We start from the raw sequence: 25,353 nt of genomic DNA, 5'->3' as shown, positions 1-25,353 counted from the left end.
CCCCTCGGGCACCAGGGCTATTCCTGTTGCTGCTATCTCATGTGCCTCTTTCGTGTCGACCCGCTCGCCATCGAGATAGATTTCGCCGCTCCGTATCCGCTCAAGTCCGGAGATAGCCTTCATAAGGGTTGTCTTTCCGGATCCGTTCGGGCAGAGAACAATAGTGGTCTGTTTGGACTTGACCTCGAGGGAGACATTGGAGAGCGCCTTAAACTCACCATAGAAAACACTGACATTCTGAACGCTTAACACGGTAGCTTCCTTCCTTCTTTAGTCTTAGCCAAGGTATGCCTCCAGTACACTCGCATCATTTGCTATCGATTGAGGTGTCCCGTCTGCAATCAGGCGTCCGTAATCAAAGACCACCACCCGATCCACGAGACTCATGAGAACGGAGAGTATATGCTCGACCCAGATGATGGTGATGCCCATCTCTTCCCTTATTTTTTTAAGGACGGTTGATGCCTCTCCCAGTTCGTCATGGTTCAGTCCGCTTAAGATTTCGTCGGCCAGAAGGAGTCTCGGCTTTGTAGCCAAGGCCTTTGCCAGTTCGAGCTTTCTGAGGTCGACGGCGGTAAGTTTGTCCGGCATGGCATCTTTGTCGAGCTTTAGTCCTACGAAGTTGATCAGTTTCTCTGCTTCATCCTTCATGGCTTCATGGGCATGTTTCTTGGGTCGCTCGGCATTGCCAAAGACGAGACCCAGGAGCACGTTGTCCAGAATGCTCATGCCCTTGATGGGTCGAGGAATTTGGAAGGTGCGGGTTATCCCCGCGTGACATATGCGATCAGGGGTAAGGACAGTCATGTCATGGCCTTCGAATATCACGTGCCCGGACGTAGGTTTATATGCTCCGGATATGATGTTAAAAAGGGTGGTCTTGCCTGAACCGTTGGGTCCGATGAGGCCTACAAATTCGCCTTTCTCCACCCCAAAGGAGACATCACTTAACGCCCGTACACCGCCAAAGTTTTTCACAATCTCTTTAATTTGCAGCATTAACGGACCTCTCGTTAAAATCCGGAGGGCGGGTTTTACCTCGCCCTCCGGTTCCACCTACACTATTTTACCGCATATGGAGAATCTGCGGGTATCGGGAGCTTGGGTTCGGCTGTCCGCAAGGTTGCCGGCCATACGATCTCCACCTTGCCATTGACCCACTGGCTTACCACGGGATAAGACCTCAGGTTCTGCCCGGCAAACTTGTGTTCGGGGGGTGCAAATTTAACCCCGTAGCCGCTTGGTGTTCCACCCTCAGGTATATCGAGATCGAGGGCTGCCTGCCGTATCGTATCCGGTGTGATCTTTCCATATTTCTCCAGTGCCACAGGCATAACATTGTTGAGGAGAACCCATGTATGCGAGAAACCTTGCGTAGCATGGGTTTCCGGGTCGGATTCTTTATATTTTTCCTTGTATCTCTTCAGGAATTCACCAATCAAATCACCTATGCCAGGTTTAAGCTTTTTTAAATCAAGGAGTTGCGCAGGGGCAGGGTCTACATTGCATACATAGTTTACCATGGACCTCCCCAGGGATTTTTCCATTTCACGAAAATTGGCGTAACCCGCACCGTGGCCTATGAGGCCTTTCCACTTAAGACCGAGCTCTCTTGACTGCCGGAGGAAGAGTACCACATCGGGGAAGTAGCCGGTATGGAGCACCACATCAGGTTTGGCCCTTTTTACCTTAAGGATCAAAGATGAGAGATCTTTCGCAGTATGGGTGTAAGCCTCGGTAAGGCCGACAGACATCTGATATTTCTTTGCCCTGTCGAGGTTTGCCTTCGATACGATCGTTCCATACGGTCCATCCTCATAAGCAACAGCCAATTTTACCTGGTTCGGATTGCTGTAACCAAATTTTCCGTAAATCTCGGACAGCATATCAACGGAGGAGTTACCCCACTGGGAACCCATTGGCTGGATACGAAAAACATATTTCAGGTGTCTGTCTTCAAGGACTTTATCGGAAATGGCGATGGTGATCCAGAAGATGGTCTTATTCTTATCGGCAATCGGAGCCAGAGGCACTGCAATGGAACTTGAAAAAACCCCGACAATAACAGGTACTTTTTCAACAGATATAAGCCTCTCCGCTTCACGGATCGCTACTTCCGGGTTGCTCTGGGCATCGGCCTCTACAGCCTTTACCTTATATTTCCCTGCCACCCCTCCTCTTGCATTTATCATGTCGATTGCGACCAAAGAGCCTCTCTGTCCGGAAAGACCACCGGCCGGAGCGAATGGCCCTGTCAGGGAGTGTAAAACCCCAAGCTTAATATCTTCCGCTGCGAACGATACGGCAAAAGTCGACAATAATACCAGACTAAAAACAAAAAGCAACACTGAACACCTCTTCATAAAACCCTCCTTAAGTTTATTTAATAGGTTGGTGGGCTAATTACCCACAGTATCTCTGCCACTTCCTCTCCATTGTTGACGAACCCGTGAGGCCGGCTTGAGTTAAAATAAAAACTGTCACCCTTCCTCAAGGTGTCAACATTCTCCTCAATCATTAAATCGAATTCTCCCGAAAGCACATATCCGAATTCCTGACTGCCGTTGTGGGAATATAGGCCGTCACTGCCTTCCTTCGGTTTCAGTATCTTTATCAGCGGTTCCATAAACTTACCATCAAGGTGCTTGACAAGAAGATAGATGGACGAATCCCCTCGCGGGTATCGTATTTCGTACCCATGACCGTTTCTTACAATAACATCATCTTCTTGTTGGTCATCAGTGAGAAACAGGTCTACGAGGCGAACCCCGAGGGCGTTGGCAATATTTTTTAGGACCGATATAGATGGACTTACCAGACCCCGCTCAATCTGCGAGATATAGGCGCTTGTACATGATGAATGCTCGGAAAGATCGGAAAGTTTAAGTTTCCTGCTGAGCCGAAAGGTTTTGATCTTACTCCCAAGAATCTGCAACTCCCGAATATTGTCTCTCATTACTAACCCCTGAGAAAAAGTATGGTGGAGCTAAAATGAAATGTCAAGAAAAAAATTAAAACATACTTTATCAATTTAACTACCACTTTATTTTTTAATGAGTTTTGCTAACATAATTGTGTAAATTTCTTATAGAGGGGCAAATTAGGACGGAAATTCATTTCTTGCTTTTCTATTTCTTTTAAATGTTATAAAAATGCAACAAATTTTTGTCGGTTACCAAATATAACATTAATTTACTTGTAAATTTGCGTTAAGCATATTTACACATCGGTGTGTAAATCTTATTCCCTCACCGACCTCAGAGGGTAATTCAAGCAAATCGAACAACGCCGTTCAAAATAGTCAACAGCGTATGATTTATCAGTCCCTAAGACCTTTCAGGAGGGTAGATATGGACAAAACAATTTTAATTGTAAAACATATAGCGCAAGAAGGCCCAGGACTCATCGGTCAGTTTTTCAGAGATGACGGTTGGGAACTCCGCACCATAGAACTAGGTAACGGCGAAAAATTGCCTGATTCCCTCCATGATGTTTCGGCTGTCGTTATCCTTGGCGGACCGATGAACGTTGACGAAGAGGAAAACTATCCTTTTCTGAAAGAAGAGGAAAAGCTCATAAGAAAAGCACTGATAGAAGAAATTCCCATGCTGGGCATATGTCTTGGCGCTCAACTGATAGCAAAAACATGCAGCGCAGCCGTTACAAAAGCATCCGAAAAAGAGATAGGCTGGTACCACGTAACACTTACAAAGGAAGGACAGAAGGATTCACTGTTCCGGGGGTTGCCAAAAAATATCCCTGTTTTTCAATGGCATGAAGATACATTTGAATTACCTGCCAACGGCATGCTTTTAGCGCAATCAAAGAAATGCAGGAACCAGGCATTCAGGATTGAAAATAATGTTTACGGCCTTCAATTCCATATAGAAGTTACAAATGATATGATAGAGGCATGGATGAAAGACGAGGCGGGGAAGGTCGATATTGAGAAGATAATGAGGGATACGGAGAAGATGAGGGATGATTTTGAACAACAGGCAAAACAGATTTTTCTCAATTTCAAGGGTCTCGTTGAATCGGCACTCCGGATAAAAAGGGTCATGAAATTGTTCGTTGAGGATGAAAAGAATGCTAAAAAGAAGAAGCTTCTATGGTGGAGCATAAAAGAACACGCCTTTATGTCAGCAAAATATGTCTGATCTTGTTTTATTGGCTGTTAACCGCAAATAATATTTGATTGACAGATTTTGTAGAAAAATGTTAAAGGAATACCTCGACACAACGAGGTGTCTAAGAAAGAACTGACAGAGGCGTCCAAAAGGACGCTTTTTTTGTCCCTGAAAGAAGGATATACAAAGGATATACAGAGGATTAAATATTATGGATCAAAAAAGTGCGGGACTGAACATTACGATTTTTTTCTGCCAGCAACTCGATGCGAACCAGGACGCAAACCGTCGTGTCCTCGAAAGAGAGCTTGGCTCAAGGATTAAATTTTTCCCTCTTCCCTGCAGCGGCCGCATTGAACCGCTTCATCTGCTGCGTGCCCTCGAAACAGGTGCAGACAAGGTATACCTCATCATTTGTCCTGAAGGTGCATGCCGCTACCACGAAGGGAATCTCCGTGCCAGGAAACGCCTTGCCTTTGCTCAGGGATTAATCGAGGAAATAGGGCTTGAACCTCAGCGGCTTGAGTTGATTCAGGCGATACAGGGTGATCAGTTGACCATCAACGAGAGGGCACGTGAATTCCTTGCACGCGAAACTGATTTTGGCCCAAACCCGGCAAAAAACAGCGTAGAGCGTATAGCGGATAGCGTTCAGAAGGCATAAGGACTCTACGCCTGTTCCTGTCCTCACGCAGTGGGGGCTCGCAGAGCGGGGGCTAAACGCTCCATGCTCCACGCTAATACTAAAGGAGTAAACGTATGATTACAGCGGAAAGAAAACCTTTATCTGAAATCAAGGAAATGATTGCACCTTACAAGAAGATTCTTGTGGCCGGCTGCGGAAGCTGCGTGGCCGAGTGTGCTTCCGGCGGTGAAAAGGAAGTGGGGCTTCTTGCTTCGGCGCTCCGCATGGACGCAAAGATGGAAGGGCGAAGGATAGAGGTTAATGAGATTACGTTAGACCGCCAGTGCGTCTATGAATTTATTGACCAGTTGACCGGCCTTGTCGGCCAGTTCGATGCAATCCTCTCACTTGGATGCGGTGCAGGTGTTCAGGCTTTGGCCGATGTATTCGCGGGTGTAATTATTCTTCCTGCACTGAATACCACCTTTATCGGTCAGACAAAAGAAGCAGGGCTCTGGATAGAGAATTGCCGTGCCTGTGGCGACTGTAAACTTGGTTATTTTGCTGCGGTCTGCCCCATTACCCGCTGCGCCAAAGGGTTATTTAACGGCCCCTGCGGTGGTTCGAAAGACGGCAAATGCGAGACAGATCCCGATGCCCCCTGCGCATGGCAGCTCATCATTGAACGTCTTGATAAGGCAGGCAGGCTTGACCTTCTGCAAAACGTCTATCCTCCTGCAGACTGGTCAAAGCAGCAGGGCAAGGGACCCAGGAAAATCCACAGGGAGGACCAGAGCATATGAAAACCGATAGTCGTCTCAAAAGGGTTTTAGAAAAAGGGCATTTTGCTGTTACCGCAGAGTGCGGCCCTCCCAAGGGAGCTGATCCGAAGGTCATAAAGTCCAAGGGAAAGATTCTGAAGGGTTTTGTTGACAGCGTAAATGTAACAGACAACCAGACTGGTGTTGTGCGCTTAAGCAGTCTTGCCGCCTGTGTGCTCCTGAAAAAGGAAGGGCTTGACCCTGTGCTCCAGATGACAACACGGGACCGTAACCGTATTGCACTCCAGTCTGATATACTTGGCGCTTCTGCACTCGGTATCCGCAATGTCCTCTGTTTGAGCGGCGACCACCAGTCTTTCGGCAATCAACCCCAGGCAAAAGGGGTATTTGATGTAGATTCTGTCCAGTTAATACAGCTTGTCCGGCAGATGAGGGATAATGGTGTAATACTCGGAGGAGACAAGCTTTCAGAGCCGCCACGCCTTTTTATCGGAGCTGTTGCAAACCCCTTTGCCGATCCTTTTGCGTACAGGGCAATCCGCCTTGGCAAAAAGGTGGCGGCCGGTGCAGAGTTTATCCAGACACAGTGCATATACAATCTCACACGCTTCAATGAGTGGATGGATAAGGTCAGAGACCTTGGCCTTGACGAAAAGGTGTATATATTGGGCGGTATCACGCCGTTAAAATCTGCCCGTATGGCAGAATTTATGAGTAAACAGGTGGCAGGCATGGATGTCCCCGATGAGATAATCAACCGGATGAAATCCATACCGGCCAGGGAACAGCGTCAGGAGGGGCTTAAGATAGCTATTGAGACCATCCAGGCATTGAAAGAGGCCCAGGGCGTTCACGGGGTCCATATCATGGCGATCGAGTGGGAAGAAGCGGTTCCACAATTAATAGAAGCGGCCAAACTTTTTCCACGGCCCCAAGTGTAAGAGGAGTGACGATATGCCTCCAAAATACAATATCCATACATCACCGGTACCTAACAGATTCCAGGCTATTACAAAATCCGGTGTAATAGCCTGGGAGGAAGGATGTCTTAGATGTGCCCGGTGCGTAAAGAAAGAGTGCGTTTATAAAGTCTATGAAAAACGGAACCTCGATACCCGACAGATGCTCGATACCCTTGACAGTGAGTGTCAGGACTGTTTCAGGTGCGTGCAAAACTGTCCTAACAGGCTGATTCAGAAGGGCCTTAACCCCACCTATAAGGTTTTAGGGGATCATTACTGGACGCCGGAGATTATCTCAAGCCTCTGGTTTCAAGCAGAGACAGGCCGAATACCGGTCTCAGGGGGCGGCTATGGTGGTCCGTTCTCCGGTCCAGGATTTGACGCCATGTGGACAGATATGTCCGAGATTGTTCGGCCCACACGGGACGGCATCCACGGACGCGAATATATCAGCACAAACGTTGACCTGGGTCGTAAGCTCATGTTCCTTGAGTTCGGGCCTGACGGATCGATTGTTTCTCCTGCTCCGCCCCTTGTAGAGATACCATTGCCGGTCATTTTTGACATATTGCCATGGTCTCCTCCACGCGAAAAGATAAACCTTTCACTCCTTGAGTGCGCACAATCATTGGGCACTTTTACCGTGGTCAGGCAGTCAGACCTCACCCCTGATTTGGAAAAATATCTCCCGCATATCATTGTTCATGTTGATGGGAAGCCGGAAAATCTTCCCCCTGAACTGATTAAAAGACTCCGTATGATTGAGATACCGGACAGTGAGAACGCTATGGCTGTCCAGGCCATGCTGAAAGAGGAAAATCCGCAGCTCGTGGTTATTATTAGAATGCCATTAAACTCAAAGGCATCAGAACGGGCGCTTCAACTTACCGGACAGGAAGGGGCCGAGGTCCTTCATCTTTATGCCGATGAATACGGTCTTGAAGAGGTCGATCAACCGCTCTTTATAAAAGAACGCGTGAAGGAAATCCACCTTCGCTTAGTGGAGGAAGGGGTACGTGATCAGATCACACTCATCGCAAGCGGAGGTATTGCCATGGCAGAGCATATGGCGAAACTGATTATATGTGGAGCCGATGCGCTTACAATAGATATACCGCTTCTCGTAGCAATGGAGTGCAGGGTTTGCCGCCGTTGTAAAGAAGGTATTGCATGTCCCGTAGAAATTGACCAGGTTGATCCTGCCTGGGGTTCCGCGAGAATAAGGAACCTTATGGCAGGGTGGCATAACCAGCTTCTTGAAATTTTGGGCGCTATGGGAATGCGCGAGGTGCGGCGCTTACGGGGCGAGATGGGTCGTGCCATGTTTTTTGAAGACCTCGAAAAAGAAATCTTCGCCACTATGGGCAAAAGGGGTTGAGCTAATGTCATTCGAACCGCAGAAATTTGATTTTCCAAGTGTAAAGGAAATCCCGAGCCGCTTCAGGAATGCCCTTGGCAGATACCGCATTGCAATAAACAGATCCTGTAACAACTGCGGGTTATGTATTGAGCTCTGCCCTTATGGTGTCTATAAAAAAGGTGCAAAATGGCCGAAGGCGGCCTGTGACCATTTCTGTACCGGGTTTACGTGCAGCACAAACGAATTCTATTGCGTAAACAGGTGTCCTGAAAAGGCCATCACCGTGACGGTCAATCCTGCCTTTGAGATACTGGGTGACAGACGGTGGACTGGCGACCTCCTTGCCAGCACCTGGCATATGGCAGAGACCGGCGAGATTCCGCATCAGGACTTGAATTACAAAACGGGTGATTCAGAGGGCGGCTTTGATAAACTCCGTTTCATATTCCCAAAGGAAAACAGGGGGAACGAGGAGGGATTTGAGGACGTATCGACAGCAATCGAGTTGAACCGTTCGGACGATTCCCGCCCAAAGATAACGATTCCCGTGCCCTTTTATTTGGGGGGCATGTCTTTCGGCTCGGTAAGTATCATAACGATGCTTTCCCGTGTCAGGGCTGCCGTAGCGCTGGGCACCTTCTGCTGCACTGGTGAAGGGGGCTACCCTGAAGAGCTCATGGACTACGACGACCACATCATTACACAGGTAGCAACCGGACTTTTTGGTGTACGGGAAGAAACGATCAAAAGGGTCCGTATTGTGGAGTTCAAATATGCCCAGGGTGCAAAACCCGGTCTCGGCGGACACCTGCTGGGAGATAAAGTGACCCCCCGTGTTGCACAGATGCGCGAGGCCGTACAAGGCAGTGCGCTCTTTTCCCCTTTTCCGTTCCACAGCGTTTACTCGGTTGAAGATCACAAGAAACATGTGGACTGGATTAAGGAGACCAATTCCAAGGCCCTCGTGTCGGTGAAGGTATCGACACCTACCGATGTGGATATGGTAACCGTGGGAAGCTACTATGCCGGAGCTCATATTGTTCAACTCGACGGAAGCTACGGCGGGACAGGCGCTGCCCCCGATATAGCAAAAAAGAATATCGCCATGCCCATTGAGTACGCACTTCCCAAGGTTCACAAATTCCTCCTGACAGAAGGGATCAGGGACAAGATAACGATTATAGCAAGCGGTGGCATTCGCACGGCCTATGACATGGCAAAGGCTATTGCCATGGGCGCCGATGGAGTTTGCCTCGGTACTGCCGATCTTGTTGCCCTTGAGTGCATCCGCTGTCACCACTGTGAATCGGGCCGGGGTTGCGCACGGGGCATTGCCACAACGGACGAAGAACTTACGGGCCTTATGGAACTTGAATGGGGTAGCCAGCGCATCATCAATATGTATATGGCATGGCGCCATCAGCTTATTGCTATACTGAAGAAGCTTGGCATGAAGAGCGTATCAGAGCTGGTGGGGCGTTTCGATGTTCTCGCCCACCTTGATTATATAAAACAGGAAGAGATTGAAGGAGAACTTGAGAGGTTTTGACATGAGACATAAAAACATAGCTCAGGCAATGATTGATGCACGTTACCATCTCCGGGATGCCGGGAACCTTGTGAAACAGGGTGGCATAGAGGCAGAGGAAGGCGGTTGCGGCGTCACGGGGTTTGCCTGCAGCATACCGGTGAGCGGGCGGCATATATATGAGCCTTCGGTGCAGATGCACAATCGTGGTAACGGAAAGGGCGGCGGTCTTGCCGCTGTAGGTTTAACCCCGGACAAACTCGGTGTAAGCCAGGAGATACTGGATAATGATTTTCTCCTTCAGATTGCCCTTCTCGATGAATCGGTATTACCCGAGATGGAAGCACGCTTTATCCGTCCCCACTTCCGTGTCGACCATGAATCGTTCCTGGACACCATTGACGATTACAGGGATATGCCGGGACTTGAGGTAAAGCCTCCTCAGGTGAAACGGTACTTTGTGCGCGTGAAGCCCGAAGTTCTCGCCCATTTTCGGAAAGAACGCAATCTGGAGATGCTGCCGGCAGATAAGGCAGAAGAGGAATTTATCTATCAGAATACTTACCGGCTTAACCTTGCCCTTTACAGCTCCCTTGGTGAGAAGAGGGCCTTTGTCCTCTCCCACGGCAGGAATATGATGATACTGAAGATCGTAGGATACGCTGAACAGGTGGCCCGGTACTACAAACTCGACAATTTTGATGCGCATATATGGATTGCCCACCAGCGCTACCCCACGAAAGGTCGTGTATGGCATCCCGGTGGTGCCCATCCCTTTATCGGGCTGGATGAGGCGCTTGTGCACAATGGTGACTTTGCCAATTACTACTCTGTCTCCGAATATCTGAAACAGAGAAATATTTACCCCTTGTTCCTCACCGATACAGAGGTTTCCGTACAGGTCTTTGACCTCCTGAACAGGGTATACGGATATCCCCTCGAGTATATCATCGAGGCCTTAGCGCCCACCTCAGAAATGGACTTTGATAAGCTTTCCGTTGAAAAGCAGCGTATATACAGACAGATTCAGGCTGCGCATATTCACGGTTCGCCTGATGGTCCATGGTTTTTTATCATTGCCCGCACCGATGTCCGCAACAAACAGTTTCAGCTTATTGGTATCACAGATACAGCAATGCTGCGGCCCCAGGTCTTTGCTTTGCAGAAAGGAGATGTGGAAATCGGTCTTATCTGCTCTGAGAAACAGGCCATTGATGCAACGCTCGAAAGCCTTGCAAAGGAAGACCCGCGGTTCGGAACGGTGGCCGACCAGTACTGGAATGCCCGCGGCGGCAGCTATACGGATGGCGGTTCTTTTATATTTACCATTAAAGAATCCTCACCAGGGCATATGGACCTTACGTGCACCGATAAGTTCGGACGGGTTATTGATGTGCCGAAAAAGCAAGTCCCTTGTGATTTTACAAAGGAACAGCCTCTTTCAATCATTGACATTGATCTGGTTGGCGAGGTTGAGAAAAAACTTTCTCAAGGCAAAACCGCTGAACTCTTTATATCACTCAAAAAGAATATTGTATCGTGGGATTATGGGGATATGCTTACTATGCTCAACCACCTTACTGTTCTGGCAGAAAATGAACGCATTAAAGGCCCTGTTATTGAACTCCTTACCCTGTTGCTTGACCGTCGATACTCAACGGGTAGCAAAAGACGCCGCTCGATCTTACAGATGATTCTCAATTCCCTTGATACGACCTTCCGGTCGGTGCCCCTTCTGAATGGAGCACCGGCAGGGCGTTATGCACGGATAGATTTTGCATCCCGCGAGAAACTTCGTGCACCGGTGCCAGGCGAAGAGGTGCTCGTGGCAGATGCAGGCCTATTCCAGCCTGAAGGTGATGATTCCTTTGCGCGCATTATATCTGATGCATACCGGCTCGGCTGGAGGCAATTCATCTGTTTCGGTCACCGCGGTCAGCGCTTCCTCGGATGCGGTTTCGGTCCCCAGACAAAAGGTGTGCGCATTGATGTCTATAACTCCAGCGGTGACTACTTTGCATCCGGCATAGACGGGCTTGAAATGTACGTTCACGGCAACGCCCAGGACCAACTGGGGCAGATTTTAAAATCAGGTAAGCTCGTTGTGTACGGCGATGTCGGGCAGACCTTCATGTATGGTGCAAAAGGCGGCGAGGTCTATGTTATGGGAAATGCCGCAGGCCGTCCGCTCATCAATGCAGTGGGAAAACCGAGGGTTATCATCAACGGCACAGCGCTTGATTTCCTTGCAGAATCCTTCATGGCAGGAGACCCTTACAGCGGCGGCGGCTTTGTCATCCTGAATGCATTAACCTTCGACATTGACGGAAATGTGATTCCACAGGAGACACCCTACTCCGGATCAAACATCTTTTCATTAGCATCCGGTGGAGCCATCTTTGTCCGTGACCCCTATGGCAGGATTGTTCCAGAGCAATTAAACGGCGGGCAGATTCTTCCTTTCAACGGGCGTGACTGGGAGCTTATCCTCCCCTATCTTAAAGAAAATGAGAGACTTTTTGGCATATCTATTGATGAGCACCTGCTCACGGTGGATGGGAAAAGGCGTCAGCCGGAAGAGGTATACCGTACCATCGGCGCTGTAAAGCTTTCCGTACTTTCCAGCAGTGCAGCAACGCTTACGATGAACGAGGAGTGGACGACAGGGGATTATGTCTTGTCTTCCATTCTACCACGCACTGCATTATAATACATTCATGAGGTTTTTTTAAGGTTACATGGACAACCTGGAATTTTTGCATGAAACAGAGGAGGCATCGGGAGAGAGCATATCAACATGCTACCAGTGCTATAAGTGCACAAATGGCTGCCCTGTGGCAGCCGAAATGGATGTACTCCCACACAGGATCATACGACACATCATACTTGGCAACAGGGAGAAGGTTCTCGCATCGAAAACCATCTGGACATGCCTGCAATGCGTAACATGCAGTGTCAGATGCCCCAATGATATAGATGTTGCCCATGTCTTTGACGCGTTGCGGAAAATATCGGTAAAAGAGCATCGTGAAGCAGACAAAGACACGTGGCTCTTTGACAGTTTCTTTCTGGACAGCGTGAGAAAGCACGGAAAACTCCATGAACTGGAGGCGATCATGCGCTACAAGCTGGCAAAGAGAGACCTTTTCAGTGATACAAAGATGGGTATAGGCATGTTTTTAAAAGGGAGGATGGGCATCCTCCCGCATAACGTGAAGGACAGGAAGCAGTTGAGGGAGATATTCGAGAAGATAGAAGGTGGGAAGGTGAAAGGTAAAAGGTAAAATGCGGATTGCGGATTGCGGATTGCGGATTGCGGATTTTAAAACGCAGAACATCGGTAAGTTTTCTGTTGGGGTGTTTAACTCAAAACTCAAAACTCAAAACTCAAAACCTTGACTATGGCAACGCTGACCTACTACCCCGGATGTTCATTAAAAACATCGAGTAAATTCTACGAAGCATCGATCAAAGAGGTATTCTCTTTTTACGGGATCGGGTTGAAGGAATTGGGCGATTGGTCCTGTTGCGGGGCCTCTGCTGCGCACACAGTGGATGAAATGCTTGCGCACGCCCTTGCTGCGAGGAATATAGCCATGGCGGAAGCCGACGGCAACCATTTCTTTGCGCCTTGTTCAGCCTGCTACAATAGGTCCAGGATTACCAATGAGAAGATGCTCAAAGATAAAGAACTGAGAGAAGAAGTCAACAAACTGATATCCCCCCTTCAGTGTCTCGGTACGATAGAGATAAAAAATATCATTGAAGTATTTCACGATTATGTCGGGATTGAGCGAATCGCCAGGGGGATACAACACAACCTTTCTGCCATAAAGGTTGTCCCCTATTACGGGTGCGTCCTGACAAGGATCCCAGGTGTGAAGGCCTTCGATGATGTTGAAGACCCCGTGAGCATGGATACCCTCCTCTGGGCAGTGGGGACAGAACTTGTAAAATGGCCTTTTAAAATGGAATGCTGTGGTGCAAGCAAAACCCTCACAAACAAAGACACTACGTTAAGATTATCGAGTAAGATTATGGATATGGCCCGTGCAGTCGGGGCAGACATGATTGTAACCTCTTGTCCGCTTTGCCAGATGAACCTTGACCTCTTGCCCTATCTCGGGACGGCTGAGGATAATCTGCCCGTCCTGTTTTTGTCCGAGGTTTTTGAACTTGCCCTCTTTGGAAAGCTTTCCGGCAGCGGGTCGCACATCATACCGGTGGATGGAGTGGTGAAGAAGGTGAAAAGAGCGAATACATGATGGATGAACTGAAAGAAATTACAGAGAAAATAACATTTATCAGGGCATATGATCCTGACGGAGCGGCGCGACTTGAGCGGCTCATAGGAAAGAAGGATGCCCTGAAAGAAGGAAACGTATATGGTGAACGTTTTACTGACAGGCAGTTCTCGCTCGTTTTTAACCCCCTGCTCGATACTACATTTGAGAGGGCGCGTATACTTGAGGTGTTATCACAGAGTGCGGGTACAGTATCAGGTCTTTCTGAAAAACTGGGCATTGAAAAAGACAGGGTGTTTACCCATATAAAGGAAATGATGAGAAAAAACCTGGTGGAGATAGCCGGACACGATGGAAGAGACCCGAAGTTTCGGAGGAAAATATCTTGATACATTTTACAGAACTCGCACGTATTCAACGGCAGGTTTAAGATATGGCGGATAAGATAGGCAAGGTCCTTGTTATCGGTGGCGGCATTGGCGGGATGGAGGCATCCCTTAATCTTGTTGAGTCAGGTTTCCGGGTTTACCTTGCCGATGAAAAACCGAATATTGGCGGGAATATGTCTCAGCTCGACAAGACCTTCCCAACCAATGACTGTTCCATGTGTATCATGGCCCCGAAACTTGTGGAGGTTGGAAGGAATCCCAACATAGAGCTTCTCATGAATACCGAGGTGGTGGGTCTTGAGGGTGCGGCCGGTAACTTCACGGTAACATTAAAGAGAAGGCCGCGGCGGGTATTGCCTGAAAAATGTACATCCTGTGCACTCTGCGCACAAAGCTGTCCGTTGGAAGTAGATAGCAACTATAACGAAGGGTTGTCAATAAGGAGTGCGGCATTTATCAATTTCCCGCAGGCAATCCCTTCCACATATATGATAGACAGGGAGATCGCACCCTGCGTGAATCATTGTCCTGTAAACCTCAATGCACGTGATTATGTGGGCCTCATTGCCGAGGGCAAGTTCCTCGAAGCCCTTGACCTCATAAGAGAAAGGCTGCCGTTCCCCGGTATTATCGGGCGTATTTGCGCCCACCCCTGCGAGGAGGTATGCCTGCGGGGCCGGAAGGCAGACCAGCCTATTGCAATTTGCGCCTTGAAACGGTTTGTGGCCGATTACGAAAAGGATAAAAGGGAGATACCTGTTCCGGAAACAGGCCCCGATAAGGATAAAAGGGTGGCGATCATTGGCGGAGGGCCGGCAGGTCTGGCCTGTGCAATTGACCTCAGGAAGGCCGGGTATGCGGTTACGATCTTTGAAGCCCACGACAAATTGGGTGGTATGCTCTATCTTGGTATCCCCGCCTACAGGCTCCCCAAAGAAGAGCTTGCCAGGGAAGTTTCCATTGTGGAAAAGATGGGCATCGAGGTTACATACAATACGAGGGTCGGGAAAGATATCCCCGCAGACGAGATCTTTGATACCTTTGATGCCACATTTATCGGGCTTGGCGCCCACGGCAGCAGAGTCCTCGGCATTGAAAATGAAAACGCAGAAGGTGTCATTGGTGGCATAGACTTTTTAAGGGCTGTGAATAAGGGTGAGCCTGTACAGACCGGAAAAATAGTTTTGGTCATCGGCGGCGGTAATGTGGCTATAGATGTGGCATTAACTGCCAAAAGAATTGGAGCGAATGAAGTTCACATGGCTTGCCTTGAGAAATGGGACGAGATGCCGGCGCACACGTGGGAGATTGACCAGGCTGTTGAAGAAGGCATTAAAATCCACACCACATGGGGGCCAAAGCGGATTATCACGTCGAACGGCATCGTATCAGGGGTAGAATGTAAACGGTGCAGTGACGTGTTTGACGAAGGGGGAAGGTTCAGCCCCTGTTATGATGAGTTTACAACACAAAGCTTTCATGCCGATACAGTGATTCTCGCCATCGGGCAAGCCATGGATACGGGGTTTTTAAAAGGCCCGGCCAATATAGAGCTTCTCCGGGACGGCAGGATCAAGACTGACCCGGTGACACTGGAAACCACAGTAAAAGGTGTTTTTGCGGGCGGGGACGCAGTTACAGGACCGAAAGCGGCAATAGATGCGGTCCATCAGGGACAGACTGCGGCAGAATCCATCAAGCGGTTCCTTGAAGGCAAAGGTTTAAAGGAAGGCAGACTTGCGCAGGAAGACAAGCTTGTGGAAGATGTCCCGGCCTTTATAGAAAAGAAGGCGCGGGCTGTCATACCGGAAATACCGGCAGATAAGCGAAAAGGCTTCGACGAAGTGTACCTTGCTTTGAGCGAGAAGGATGCCATGGAAGAGGCAGAAAGGTGCCTCAATTGCAGGAAGTGCCTGGGATGCAGGATCTGTGAAGAGTTCTGCAAGCCTGAAGCAATCGATTACCTCGAAGGACCATCTGAAGAAATAGTTCAGGTGGGAAGCATCATCATTGCAAGCGGCTTCGATGAATATGATGCCCATGCAAAAAAAGAACTCGGCTACGGTATATATCAAAATGTCGTTACCAGTGTCGAATTTGAAAGAATCCTCTCTGCCACGGGACCTACCGGAAGCGTGGTAATGAGGCCTTCCGACGGGAAAATACCCAAAAAGATCGCCTTTATCCAGTGCGTGGGCAGCAGGGACAAGGTGAACGAATACTGTTCTTCTGTATGCTGTATGTATGCAACGAAAGAGGCCATTATTGCCAGAGAGCATCAGAACGATATTGAACCGACCATCTTTTACATGGACATCAGGGCATACGGGAAGGGCTTCGACCAGTACTATGAGCGGGCAAGAAAGGAATACGGGGTAAGGTATGTTAAATCCCTCGTATCGAGGGTGCTTGAAGACCGCCAGACAAAGGATGTTGAGATTGCCTATATTGACGAGGATGGAGAGCTCAAATCGGAAATATTCGACCTGATTGTCCTCTCTGTGGGATTGAGGCCCTCAAAGAACCTTGCGCGCCTTGCAGCAACAATAGGTGTTGAGCTTAACGGGTACGGATTCATCAAGACCAACCCTAAAAATGTACTTCTCGCCTCCAGGGAGGGAATTTTTGTATGTGGCGCCTGTGAATCCCCGAAAGATATTCCTGAGACGGTCATGCAGGCAAGCGCCGCCGCATGTGAGGCGGGATCCGTCATAGCTGATATGCGTGGCAAAGACCTTATTATTAAAGAACTGCCTGACGAGAAGGACGTGGATGCTGAAGAACCAAGGATTGGTGTTTTTGTCTGTAACTGCGGTATCAATATCGGGGGCGTGGTAAATGTCCCGGAGGTACAGCGTTACGCAAGTACCCTTCCCAATGTGGTGCTGTCCGACGAGAACCTTTTCACCTGTTCTCAGGACACGCAGGACAAGATGAAAAAGATGATCGACGAATACAGGCTAAACAGGGTTGTTGTTGCCTCCTGTTCGCCGCGGACACACGAGCCGCTCTTCAGGGCAACGATCCGCGAGGCAGGGCTTAACAAATACCTCTTTGACATGGCCAACATACGGGATCAATGTTCATGGGTGCATATGCACGAAAAAGAGGATGCCACAGAGAAGGCAAAGACCCTCGTGAGAATGGCCGTTATGAACACCAATTTTATAAAGCCCCTCAAAGAGGTAACAATTGACGTGAATAAAAGGGCGCTTGTTGTGGGCGGCGGCGTTGCCGGTATGACTGCTGCATTAAAACTTGCCAACCAGAACTTTGAGGTTTTCCTTATAGAAAAAGAGAATAAGCTTGGAGGTAATCTGCAGCATATTTACCATACCCTCGACGGCACAGACATACAGGAATTTCTGAGAGAAACCGTTGAAAAGGTGACAAGTCATCCGCTCATTCATGTGAAAATGAACGCCACTGTCGTGGAGCATTCGGGTTTCAAGGGGAATTTTAAAACAGTAGTAGGTTCCCACAGGCAAGTTCCTATAGAACATCTAACCAGCGAGCACTGCGAGCTTGAGGGGGAGGCTCCACGAGCTTTGCTTGTGGAGGGGGCGACCCCCTTACGGGGACAGGCGCAAGCCCCGGTAACGATAGAGCATGGTATTATTGTCGTTGCTACAGGTGGACAAGAATTCAAGCCAATGGGTAAGTACTTATACGGCGAAGACAGGAGAATTTTAACACAGGCAGAGCTTGAAAAACAGATCATAGAAGAACGACTTCCCCTGTTCAAACGCTGCACAATGATCCAGTGCGTGGGTTCAAGGGACGAAGAAAGGCCTTATTGCAGCAGGGTCTGCTGCTCGACTGCCATAAAAAATGCAATAACACTGAAGGAGAGAAACCCCGACGGTGATGTGGTGATCCTATACAGAGACATCAGGACTTACGGGTTTCTCGAAAAGTATTACCTCCACGCAAGGCGACTTGGTGTAAGGTTTATCAGATATGACATAGAAAACCCTCCGACCCTTGAACTCAAGGACGGTTTGTTATATATGACCTGCCATGACCCATCGATTATGGAACAGATTATCTTCGAAACCGACCTTGTTGCACTGAGCAGCGCCATTGTCCCTGGAGATAATCAGGGGCTGGCAACGCTCCTCAAGGTCCCGAGAACGAATGAAGGCTTCTTCCTTGAAGCCCATATGAAACTGAGGCCTGTAGATTTTGCCTCGGATGGCATGTTCCTGTGCGGTCTTGCCCATTCCCCCAAGAATATACAGGAAAGTATCACCCAGGCAGAGGGAGCGGTGGCACGGGCAATCACGATCCTCTCAAAAGAGAAGATGGCCGTCGGCGGGGTTGTTGCACACGTGGAAGGTGAAAAGTGTGCTGCATGCCTCACCTGTGTAAGGGTATGCCCCTACTCTGTACCTGTTATTAATACAAAAGGCGAGGCAGAGATTGATATAAGCAAATGCAAGGGGTGCGGCTCCTGTGCTGCAGAGTGTCCTGCAAAGGCAATCGATCTTATGCACTATACGGATGTCCAGTTGACAGAGAAGGTGAAGGCACTGTGTGTGGGAATATAGCGTGGAGCGTAGAGCGTTTGATGGAACATTTTGAACCGGATATTATAGCTTTTTGCTGCGAATACTGAGGGTATACCGCAGCGGACCTGGCAGGTTCGATGAGACTCTCGTATCCGGCAAGCATTAAGATAGTGAAGGTGCCCTGTACGGGCAGGGTGGACATTGTTCTCATCCTGAAGGCCTTTGAAAATGGCGCCGATGGAGTCTGTCTTGTAGGCTGTCTTGAGGGTGACTGCCATTTTCTGACCGGAAACCTGAGGGCAAGAAAACGTGTAGAATACGTAAAACAACTGCTTGATGAAACCGGTATCGGCGGCAACAGGGTGGTAATGTACAACCTGTCGGCGGCAGAGGGTCGGCGTTTTGCAGAAGCGGCGCGTGAGATGACGGAGAAGATAAGGGCCTTGGGGCCGAATCCGGCAAAATTACAGGGGTCGAGGGGCCAAGGGGTCGAGGGGCCAAGCGAACAACACTCGAACCCTTAACATTTACTAAGGAGTACATTATGATAGTAGCGAACCGAAAACCCTTTGAAGAGATCATGGATATGGTAAAACCATATACGAAGATACTGCTTCTCGGCTGCAACGAATGTGTTACGGTCTGCTCTGCAGGCGGGGCGAAAGAGGTAGCGGTCCTTGCATCGGAGATACGACTTGTGAGGGCAAAGGACGGCATCCCTGTTGAGGTGAAGGAACACACACTGGAGAGGCAATGTGACCCTGAATATACAGTAGAGGCAAAATCCTTTGTGGATGAATGTGATGTGGTGATCTCCATGGCTTGCGGGTGCGGCATACAGTCTATGGCCGAAGCATACAGAAACAAGTATGTAGTTCCTGCCGTTAATACCACTTTCATGGGAAGTTCCGAGGAACAGGGGGTCTGGAAAGAAAGATGTCAGGGGTGCGGAAACTGCATACTCGATAAGACCCTTGGTATCTGCCCTGTTTCACGATGTGCAAAGAGTATATTCAATGGTCCCTGCGGCGGCTCCCAGGGGGGTTTCTGCGAGATAAATAAAGATGTGCCCTGCGCATGGCAGCTCATCGTGGACAGGCTGAAAGAGATGAATATGATGGAGAAATATCTTGAGATACAACCGACCAAAGACTGGTCGGCAAGCAGGGATGGCGGTCCGAGAAAGAGGGTAAGGGAGGATTTAAGGATATGAGTACGGGAAGCAATTTGGAAAAGGTGTTGGCAAGCGGCGCCTTTGCCGTCACCTCAGAATGCGGTCCTCCACGGGGCGCTGACCCGGAAGCAGTAAAGAAGAAAGGTGCTTTCCTGAAAGGCTATGTTGACAGCGTGAATGTTACTGATAATCAGACAAGCGTTGTCAGGATGAGCAGTTTTTCGGCCTCCCTCATACTGAAAGAGATGGGCTTTGATCCTGTGATGCAGATGGTTTGCAGGGACCGAAACAGGATTGCTATTCAGAGCGATATCCTGGGGGCGGCAGCATGGGGCATCAATAATCTTCTTTGTCTCTCAGGCGACCACCAGAGCTTCGGCGACCACCCAACAGCAAAAAATGTCTTTGATATCGATTCCATTCAGCTCATCCAGACCGTAAAGCGGATGAGGGATGAGGGGAAATTTATAAGCGGGGAAGAAGTGAAGGGAAGGCCTAACCTGTTTATCGGTTGTGCAGAGAACCCCTTTGCAGACCCGTTCGAGATAAGGGCTATGAGACTCGCAAAAAAGGCGGCAGCCGGCGCCCAGTTTGTTCAGACTCAGTGTGTCTTTAATGTGGAAAAGTTCGAAAAATGGATGGAGATGGTACGCGACCTCGGTGTCCACGAAAAGATGTATATTCTTGCAGGAATCACCCCATTCAAATCGGTCGGCATGGCTCGTTACATGAAGGCATCGGTTCCGGGTATGGACGTACCGGAGGAGATGATTGACCGGTTAAAAGGTGTCTCCAAGGAAAAGGCAGCCGATGAAGGCATCAATATCTGCGTTGAACTCATCGAGAGGGTCCGCGCGATAAAGGGTGTTGCCGGTATCCACATCATGGCTATCGAATGGGAGCAGAAAGTCCCTCAGATTGTTGAAGAAGCGGGACTGTATCCAAGACCGGTAATACATTAGCAACAAAAGAGGTGCTTCAGAAAAAAACGCATGCCCTTGGGGAGAGGGTCAAGGAGCTCAATTGCCTTTATGCAATGTCCATCCCTGTCAGGTTGCCTACTCTACTGCATGGATACGGCGTAATGACAATAAGAAAAGATTATAAGAATTTCCTGATTCTGTCCTCCATTTCTTCAAAACGAAAGAGCCTCTTAAAGTCGATGAGTCCGGCAAGGGCCCGGGAGTATGCCCGTACACCCGTCTCTTCAAGGATGGAGACGGGATTCAGTCCGCCGATTACGATGGCTCCTATCCTGCCTTCGCTTACAGGGATGTCAAAGAGACTCTGGCCCGGCATGCCCACTTTTACAAGCCCTCCGAGCCCTATCCTGTCCAGCATCCCGGCAAGATGTATAACGGTATCCCTGCTCTCTGCTGGAAATTCCCTGAAACTTGCCCCTATCTTGCCGTTACCCGTTCTTATGGCACCCATATAATCAGTCATCCCGCTCCGTATGAATACTTCGAGCGGGTCTATGCTTGTCCCGTCATACATGATGATCTCGACAAATCTGACCGGTTTTTTGTCCTTGAGTTCCAGAAGGCCACCGAAGCGTGAAACAGTAGGAATGCCGTGTTTTAATAATACACCATTAAGGGTAATTGAGCATACAGTGCCTATGCCTATCATTTTTTCCGGTATATTGATGTGCCCCAGGGATTCCCCGGGTTTCAGGAAGGTCATCAGATGGCCCATGGCATACCCGTCTGCATAAACTTTAACGATGTCGGGGATTTTTTTTGCAAACTGGCCTGGCTCCACCAGAGTTACGTTTATAACAACCGTGCCGGAGGTTGTATTCAGGTCAAAATTCATCTGGTACGTCATCCGGTCAATTTTTGCCGATAAAAAGCCTACTCTTTCGATAATTTTTGAAGATTCCAACTCTGTTAAACCAAATTGCGTTATCTGGTGCCCCCTTTTCCCATTGCTTACGGTAAATCCATCCCGATCCAGTTGCTGAAGATACAACCGAACCGTCCTCTCGCTCATCTCGTGGCCAAGCGCTGACAGTTCATCGGCTATCCTCGGGCTGGAAAGGGGGGATTCTGTGTTCTTTAAGACGTTTAATATCAACAACTCTTTCCGTTTCTTTCTCTCAACCATATTTCATTGTCCTTTCGTTATGAACGATGCCACAGTATATCAACCCAAAAGAATAATATCATCCATAATACATGTAAATTAGCGGCAACATCTATTATATATATTGGCAACATTGCCGCTAACTATAGTATAATAAAACATATAAAATATGGCAACATAAATCAATAAATTCTATGAATACAATATATACTTGACAATAAATATTTATTTTGATAAATAAAATAATAGTAATACATTATTTATATGGCAATGTAATGCCGTTAGAATGGCAATATGCTACCAAATAGAAAAAATCAGGAGGAGACACATGATCGAATGGCCAAAATCAAATGATGCGATTGGGACGGTTAACCGTGGCAATCCCGCAGAATCGGGATTATGTACATTATGCCGCGCTGACTGCAAGGGAAGATGCGAAACCTGGATTTCCAGCTTGAAGGGAAGGAAAGTCCTTTACCCGAGAGATTTTGGATATATTACTGCAGGGAGTGCAAACACATGTCACATTGGTGTTTCCTATAACTCATTGAGGATTCAGGGGTACAATTATGGCGTACACGGTCTGCCTAACGGACTATCGAGTTCAGCAGATGACTGCATATTCCCTAATGTAAGCCTGGAAACAGAATTTGGAAACGAAGAGAAGACAAAGTGCCGGATCCCCATTATGACGGGTGCATTAGGCTCAACCTTTATTGCAGCGAAGTACTGGGATTCTTTTGCCATTGGCGCAGCCCTCGTAGGAATACCCATCGTTATCGGCGAAAACGTTGTCGGTATAGATAGAGAGGCCGTAATAAAAAATGGCAAAATCGAAAAGGCACCCGAACTGGACAGAAGGATTGACACATATCTCAAATATTTCGACGGATACGGGGCAATTATTGTCCAGATGAACGTGGAAGACACAAGAAACGGTGTTGCAGAATACGTTATCGGCAAGTACGGCGAAAAAGTAATTATTGAACTTAAATGGGGCCAGGGGGCCAAGGACATCGGCGGCGAGATACAGGTTGACAGTCTCGGGTATGCCCTCTTCCTGAAAGACAGAGGATATGTTGTTGACCCTGATCCGACAAGACCGGAAGTCCAGAAGGCCTTTGAACATGGCGCTATTAAAGCCTTTGCACGGCACAGCAGGCTTGGATATACAGACCTTTCTTCGCCTGATAAAGTACAGGAAAATTTTATGCAGTCCGTTGAGTACCTCAGGAAGATAGGATTCAAGAGAATCTCATTAAAGACAGGTTCTTATGGTATGGAAGCCCTTGCCATGTCGATAAAGTTTGCAACCGATGCAGGGCTTGACCTCCTTACAGTGGATGGTTCCGGCGGAGGCACAGGAATGAGTCCGTGGAATATGATGGAAACCTGGGGCGTACCTTCGATCCTCCTCCACTCAAAGACATATGAATACGCATCAATGCTCGCAGCAAAAGGTGAAAAGGTTGTTGATATTGCCTTTGCCGGCGGCCTCGCACGGGAAGACCATATATTCAAGGCACTTGCCCTCGGCGCACCGTTTACAAAACTTATATGCATGGGAAGAGGCGCAATGATACCGGGGTTCGTGGGTTCGAATATCGAAGGCGTACTGAAACCGGAACGGAAGAAAGCAGTGAACGGTAACTGGGATGATCTTGCCCCAGCCGTAAAAGAACTCGGTTCAACCCCTGAAGAGATATTCGCCGGTTACTATGACGTTCAGAAAAGGGTCGGGGAAGAGGGAATGAAAGATATTCCCTTTGGTGCAATTGCCATGTGGACACTTGCCGATAAACTTGCTGCAGGGCTTCAGCAGTTAATGGCCGGTGCACGCAAATTCAGCCTTCCTGAAATTTCCCGTAATGATGTCTTCTCCGGAAACAGGGAAACCGAAAAAGAAACAAAGATTCCATTCATAACCGATGTTATGGATGAAAGCGCCAAAAGAATCCTCAATACAGATTACAAGGTTTTTGCGAAAAAATCAGGTGCCCGCCCATAACACATATTTTACCCGGGGTCTACCGCGGTAGACCCCATTAAACTATTTCCCAAACAACCTACAAAACGTTCCTACCTTCATACACTATTGCTTGCTGTCTTTGCTCTGCTCATCATGACCATGTTTTTGAACGCAGCCCAGGATAGAAAGTAAAAGTGGACGAATCTAATCGATTGAAAAACTATAAGCTTAAAGCGGTTTAATTTTTTTTCATTTTGACTGTTTTTCATTTATAATACTTTTGAGAGAATAATGGAACAGAAATATATTTCAGAAATATTAAAGAAATTTCAATCAGGGTATGCCCTTCCGTCGCTTTCAGTGATAGCGGTGAAGCTTGTTGAGATTGCATCAGACGACTCGAGTTCTTTGAATGAATTAACCGGCCTAATCGAGAAAGACCCTTCTCTTGCTGTTCGCGTCCTCAAAATGGCAAACAGCGCATTTTTTAAATCCCTTTACCCTGCCTCAACCCTCAAGCAGGCAATTATGAGAATCGGCTTTCACCATCTGCGCGTTTTAGCCCTCTCGTTATCGTTGAAAGATACCTTTCCCATGGGCAAGGTTGGTCAGATAGACTACGGCCAATTCTGGCGGGTTTCCCTCTACCGCGGTCTTCTCGCGAAATCCCTTGCCCAGGAACTAAAGGCTTGTGAACCTGAAGAGGCCTTTGTAGCAGGTCTTACCCTTGAAGTAGGTTTTCTCATCTATTACGATTTTTTTTTGAAAGGAAAAAATGAGACGGTAGACACTGGCGCTTACCCCCTGGAGCTACTTCTCGATACGGAGAAAAAAAGTCAGGGGTTAAACCACAGGGAGATCGGTGAAATTGCACTCAGATACTGGAAGTTTCCGGAACAGATTGTTGAATGCCAACGTTACTATGGATATGAAGATGGCAGCCTTGAAGCGTCGATGTTGTCGAGGATCTGCAGAATTGCCGGTAAGCTCTCGGCCCTTATATGTTACGCAAAGGTCGATTTTCAGGATGTCTTTGCTGCGGCGGCGTCATTGCTGAGGGTACCGAATGGGAATAATCCCCCATGGAGCTTTTCAGACGAAACAATGTACGATGTTGTCATTGGTGCACTGAAAGAGGCTGATGGAATAGCCAGGATCTTCGAAGTAGAAATCGAAAGCGAAAAGGATTTATTGGGGCTCATGGAAAAGGCAAACCGTGCCCTGAGCAGGCTTTCGGAACAGGTGCTGCAAAATCAGCATGGAGAGATAGCCCAGGGACCGCCGTCTTTTGAAGGACTGCGCGCAAGAGGAGACAGGAGTGAGGAGGTAGAGTATACGCTCCAGGCTGTGGCTCACGAAATCCGTAATCCCTTGACGGTAGTTGGCGGTTTTGCGAGAAGGCTTGCCAAAACGATGGATCCTTCTTCGGAGGGATGGCGGTATGTTGAGATAATACTAAATGAAACAAAAAGGCTTGAGGATGCATTGAATGAGGCAACAAAAGACCTTCAGGGCTAACAATGAAAACAGCACTTTAAGCCCAGTGCCAAAAAGTGGATTAAGAATTGATTGTGGGTTTACGTATGTGCTT

21 protein-coding genes are annotated in these 25,353 nt (G+C 48.3%); 16 read left to right on the top strand and 5 right to left on the bottom strand.

What is annotated here, in order from left to right; genetic code table 11:
* The 4 genes from NTX75_17110 to NTX75_17095 all read right to left on the bottom strand — a co-directional run.
* Nucleotides 1–252, bottom strand: a 252-nt coding sequence (locus tag NTX75_17110) for an ATP-binding cassette domain-containing protein (GenBank protein ID MCX5817935.1), incomplete at its 3' end; no start/stop codon positions are given.
* A 24-nt stretch (nt 253–276) separates the two neighbouring features.
* A complete protein-coding gene (locus NTX75_17105; protein ID MCX5817934.1) occupies nt 277–999 on the bottom strand; it encodes an ABC transporter ATP-binding protein in 723 nt (240 codons plus the stop codon).
* A 62-nt stretch (nt 1,000–1,061) separates the two neighbouring features.
* On the bottom strand, nt 1,062–2,363 hold the full coding sequence (locus NTX75_17100) for an ABC transporter substrate-binding protein (protein MCX5817933.1): 1,302 nt from the start codon (nt 2,361–2,363) through the stop codon (nt 1,062–1,064).
* A gap of 20 nt (nt 2,364–2,383) precedes the next feature.
* On the bottom strand, nt 2,384–2,956 hold the full coding sequence (locus NTX75_17095; protein ID MCX5817932.1) for an XRE family transcriptional regulator: 573 nt from the start codon (nt 2,954–2,956) through the stop codon (nt 2,384–2,386).
* A 394-nt stretch (nt 2,957–3,350) separates the two neighbouring features.
* Between NTX75_17095 and NTX75_17090 the strand changes: the two genes are divergently transcribed.
* From NTX75_17090 to NTX75_17025, 14 genes are all read left to right on the top strand, one after another.
* Nucleotides 3,351–4,160, top strand: coding sequence for a type 1 glutamine amidotransferase (locus tag NTX75_17090; protein MCX5817931.1), 810 nt, complete (start codon nt 3,351–3,353; stop codon nt 4,158–4,160).
* A gap of 181 nt (nt 4,161–4,341) precedes the next feature.
* The gene (locus NTX75_17085; GenBank protein ID MCX5817930.1) at nt 4,342–4,794 is read left to right on the top strand and encodes a hydrogenase iron-sulfur subunit; all 453 of its coding nucleotides are present in this window, start codon (nt 4,342–4,344) and stop codon (nt 4,792–4,794) included.
* Nucleotides 4,795–4,889: 95 nt separating this feature from the next.
* A complete protein-coding gene (locus tag NTX75_17080) occupies nt 4,890–5,558 on the top strand; it encodes a methylenetetrahydrofolate reductase C-terminal domain-containing protein (GenBank protein ID MCX5817929.1) in 669 nt (222 codons plus the stop codon).
* On the top strand, nt 5,555–6,478 hold the full coding sequence (locus NTX75_17075) for a methylenetetrahydrofolate reductase (GenBank protein ID MCX5817928.1): 924 nt from the start codon (nt 5,555–5,557) through the stop codon (nt 6,476–6,478). Before NTX75_17080 ends, NTX75_17075 begins: the two co-directional genes overlap by 4 nt.
* 13 nt (nt 6,479–6,491) lie before the next feature.
* A complete protein-coding gene (locus NTX75_17070; protein MCX5817927.1) occupies nt 6,492–7,877 on the top strand; it encodes a glutamate synthase-related protein in 1,386 nt (461 codons plus the stop codon).
* A gap of 4 nt (nt 7,878–7,881) precedes the next feature.
* A complete protein-coding gene (locus tag NTX75_17065; GenBank protein MCX5817926.1) occupies nt 7,882–9,408 on the top strand; it encodes a glutamate synthase-related protein in 1,527 nt (508 codons plus the stop codon).
* A gap of 1 nt (nt 9,409) precedes the next feature.
* A complete protein-coding gene (locus NTX75_17060) occupies nt 9,410–12,097 on the top strand; it encodes a glutamate synthase (GenBank protein ID MCX5817925.1) in 2,688 nt (895 codons plus the stop codon).
* Nucleotides 12,098–12,125: 28 nt separating this feature from the next.
* Nucleotides 12,126–12,671, top strand: a complete 546-nt coding sequence (locus NTX75_17055; GenBank protein MCX5817924.1) for a 4Fe-4S dicluster domain-containing protein — start codon at nt 12,126–12,128, stop codon at nt 12,669–12,671.
* 117 nt (nt 12,672–12,788) lie between these two features.
* Nucleotides 12,789–13,652, top strand: coding sequence for a CoB--CoM heterodisulfide reductase iron-sulfur subunit B family protein (locus NTX75_17050; protein ID MCX5817923.1), 864 nt, complete (start codon nt 12,789–12,791; stop codon nt 13,650–13,652).
* Complete coding sequence (locus NTX75_17045) at nt 13,649–14,020, top strand: helix-turn-helix domain-containing protein (protein MCX5817922.1); 372 nt, start codon at nt 13,649–13,651, stop codon at nt 14,018–14,020. The genes NTX75_17050 and NTX75_17045 overlap by 4 nt, the downstream gene beginning before the upstream one ends.
* 44 nt (nt 14,021–14,064) lie before the next feature.
* Nucleotides 14,065–18,570, top strand: coding sequence for an FAD-dependent oxidoreductase (locus tag NTX75_17040; GenBank protein ID MCX5817921.1), 4,506 nt, complete (start codon nt 14,065–14,067; stop codon nt 18,568–18,570).
* A gap of 20 nt (nt 18,571–18,590) precedes the next feature.
* A complete protein-coding gene (locus NTX75_17035; GenBank protein ID MCX5817920.1) occupies nt 18,591–19,055 on the top strand; it encodes a hydrogenase iron-sulfur subunit in 465 nt (154 codons plus the stop codon).
* Between the two features lie 20 nt (nt 19,056–19,075).
* Nucleotides 19,076–19,744: a methylenetetrahydrofolate reductase C-terminal domain-containing protein gene (locus NTX75_17030; GenBank protein ID MCX5817919.1), complete on the top strand. Its 669-nt coding sequence runs from the start codon at nt 19,076–19,078 to the stop codon at nt 19,742–19,744.
* Complete coding sequence (locus NTX75_17025) at nt 19,741–20,667, top strand: methylenetetrahydrofolate reductase (GenBank protein ID MCX5817918.1); 927 nt, start codon at nt 19,741–19,743, stop codon at nt 20,665–20,667. Before NTX75_17030 ends, NTX75_17025 begins: the two co-directional genes overlap by 4 nt.
* Before the next feature lie 139 nt (nt 20,668–20,806).
* On the opposite strand, the gene NTX75_17020 is transcribed toward NTX75_17025, so the two are convergent.
* Nucleotides 20,807–21,814, bottom strand: coding sequence for an NrpR regulatory domain-containing protein (locus NTX75_17020; GenBank protein MCX5817917.1), 1,008 nt, complete (start codon nt 21,812–21,814; stop codon nt 20,807–20,809).
* A 307-nt stretch (nt 21,815–22,121) separates the two neighbouring features.
* On the opposite strand from NTX75_17020, the gene NTX75_17015 reads away from it, so the two are divergent.
* Together NTX75_17015 and NTX75_17010 are read left to right on the top strand one after the other, a co-directional pair.
* Nucleotides 22,122–23,801: a glutamate synthase-related protein gene (locus NTX75_17015; protein ID MCX5817916.1), complete on the top strand. Its 1,680-nt coding sequence runs from the start codon at nt 22,122–22,124 to the stop codon at nt 23,799–23,801.
* A 252-nt stretch (nt 23,802–24,053) separates the two neighbouring features.
* Nucleotides 24,054–25,280: an HDOD domain-containing protein gene (locus tag NTX75_17010; GenBank protein MCX5817915.1), complete on the top strand. Its 1,227-nt coding sequence runs from the start codon at nt 24,054–24,056 to the stop codon at nt 25,278–25,280.
* Nucleotides 25,281–25,353 lie beyond the last annotated feature (73 nt).

It is taken from the genome of Pseudomonadota bacterium, assembly GCA_026388315.1.
Lineage (GTDB): Bacteria > Desulfobacterota > Syntrophorhabdia > Syntrophorhabdales > Syntrophorhabdaceae > MWEV01.
This window is presented reverse-complemented; position numbering and strand designations above follow the sequence as displayed.

What these genes read in the sequence shown, in the direction of transcription:
- NTX75_17010 (MCX5817915.1), top strand. Translation starts at nt 24,054, where the DNA reads ATGGAACAGAAATATATTTCAGAAATATTAAAGAAATTTCAATCAGGG.
- NTX75_17015 (MCX5817916.1), top strand. Translation starts at nt 22,122, where the DNA reads ATGATCGAATGGCCAAAATCAAATGATGCGATTGGGACGGTTAACCGT.
- NTX75_17075 (MCX5817928.1), top strand. Translation starts at nt 5,555, where the DNA reads ATGAAAACCGATAGTCGTCTCAAAAGGGTTTTAGAAAAAGGGCATTTT.
- NTX75_17095 (MCX5817932.1), bottom strand. Translation starts at nt 2,956, where the DNA reads ATGAGAGACAATATTCGGGAGTTGCAGATTCTTGGGAGTAAGATCAAA.
- NTX75_17040 (MCX5817921.1), top strand. Translation starts at nt 14,065, where the DNA reads ATGGCGGATAAGATAGGCAAGGTCCTTGTTATCGGTGGCGGCATTGGC.
- NTX75_17100 (MCX5817933.1), bottom strand. Translation starts at nt 2,363, where the DNA reads ATGAAGAGGTGTTCAGTGTTGCTTTTTGTTTTTAGTCTGGTATTATTG.
- NTX75_17065 (MCX5817926.1), top strand. Translation starts at nt 7,882, where the DNA reads ATGTCATTCGAACCGCAGAAATTTGATTTTCCAAGTGTAAAGGAAATC.
- NTX75_17105 (MCX5817934.1), bottom strand. Translation starts at nt 999, where the DNA reads ATGCTGCAAATTAAAGAGATTGTGAAAAACTTTGGCGGTGTACGGGCG.
- NTX75_17080 (MCX5817929.1), top strand. Translation starts at nt 4,890, where the DNA reads ATGATTACAGCGGAAAGAAAACCTTTATCTGAAATCAAGGAAATGATT.
- NTX75_17090 (MCX5817931.1), top strand. Translation starts at nt 3,351, where the DNA reads ATGGACAAAACAATTTTAATTGTAAAACATATAGCGCAAGAAGGCCCA.
- NTX75_17030 (MCX5817919.1), top strand. Translation starts at nt 19,076, where the DNA reads ATGATAGTAGCGAACCGAAAACCCTTTGAAGAGATCATGGATATGGTA.
- NTX75_17070 (MCX5817927.1), top strand. Translation starts at nt 6,492, where the DNA reads ATGCCTCCAAAATACAATATCCATACATCACCGGTACCTAACAGATTC.
- NTX75_17025 (MCX5817918.1), top strand. Translation starts at nt 19,741, where the DNA reads ATGAGTACGGGAAGCAATTTGGAAAAGGTGTTGGCAAGCGGCGCCTTT.
- NTX75_17050 (MCX5817923.1), top strand. Translation starts at nt 12,789, where the DNA reads ATGGCAACGCTGACCTACTACCCCGGATGTTCATTAAAAACATCGAGT.
- NTX75_17085 (MCX5817930.1), top strand. Translation starts at nt 4,342, where the DNA reads ATGGATCAAAAAAGTGCGGGACTGAACATTACGATTTTTTTCTGCCAG.
- NTX75_17045 (MCX5817922.1), top strand. Translation starts at nt 13,649, where the DNA reads ATGATGGATGAACTGAAAGAAATTACAGAGAAAATAACATTTATCAGG.
- NTX75_17055 (MCX5817924.1), top strand. Translation starts at nt 12,126, where the DNA reads ATGGACAACCTGGAATTTTTGCATGAAACAGAGGAGGCATCGGGAGAG.
- NTX75_17060 (MCX5817925.1), top strand. Translation starts at nt 9,410, where the DNA reads ATGAGACATAAAAACATAGCTCAGGCAATGATTGATGCACGTTACCAT.
- NTX75_17020 (MCX5817917.1), bottom strand. Translation starts at nt 21,814, where the DNA reads ATGGTTGAGAGAAAGAAACGGAAAGAGTTGTTGATATTAAACGTCTTA.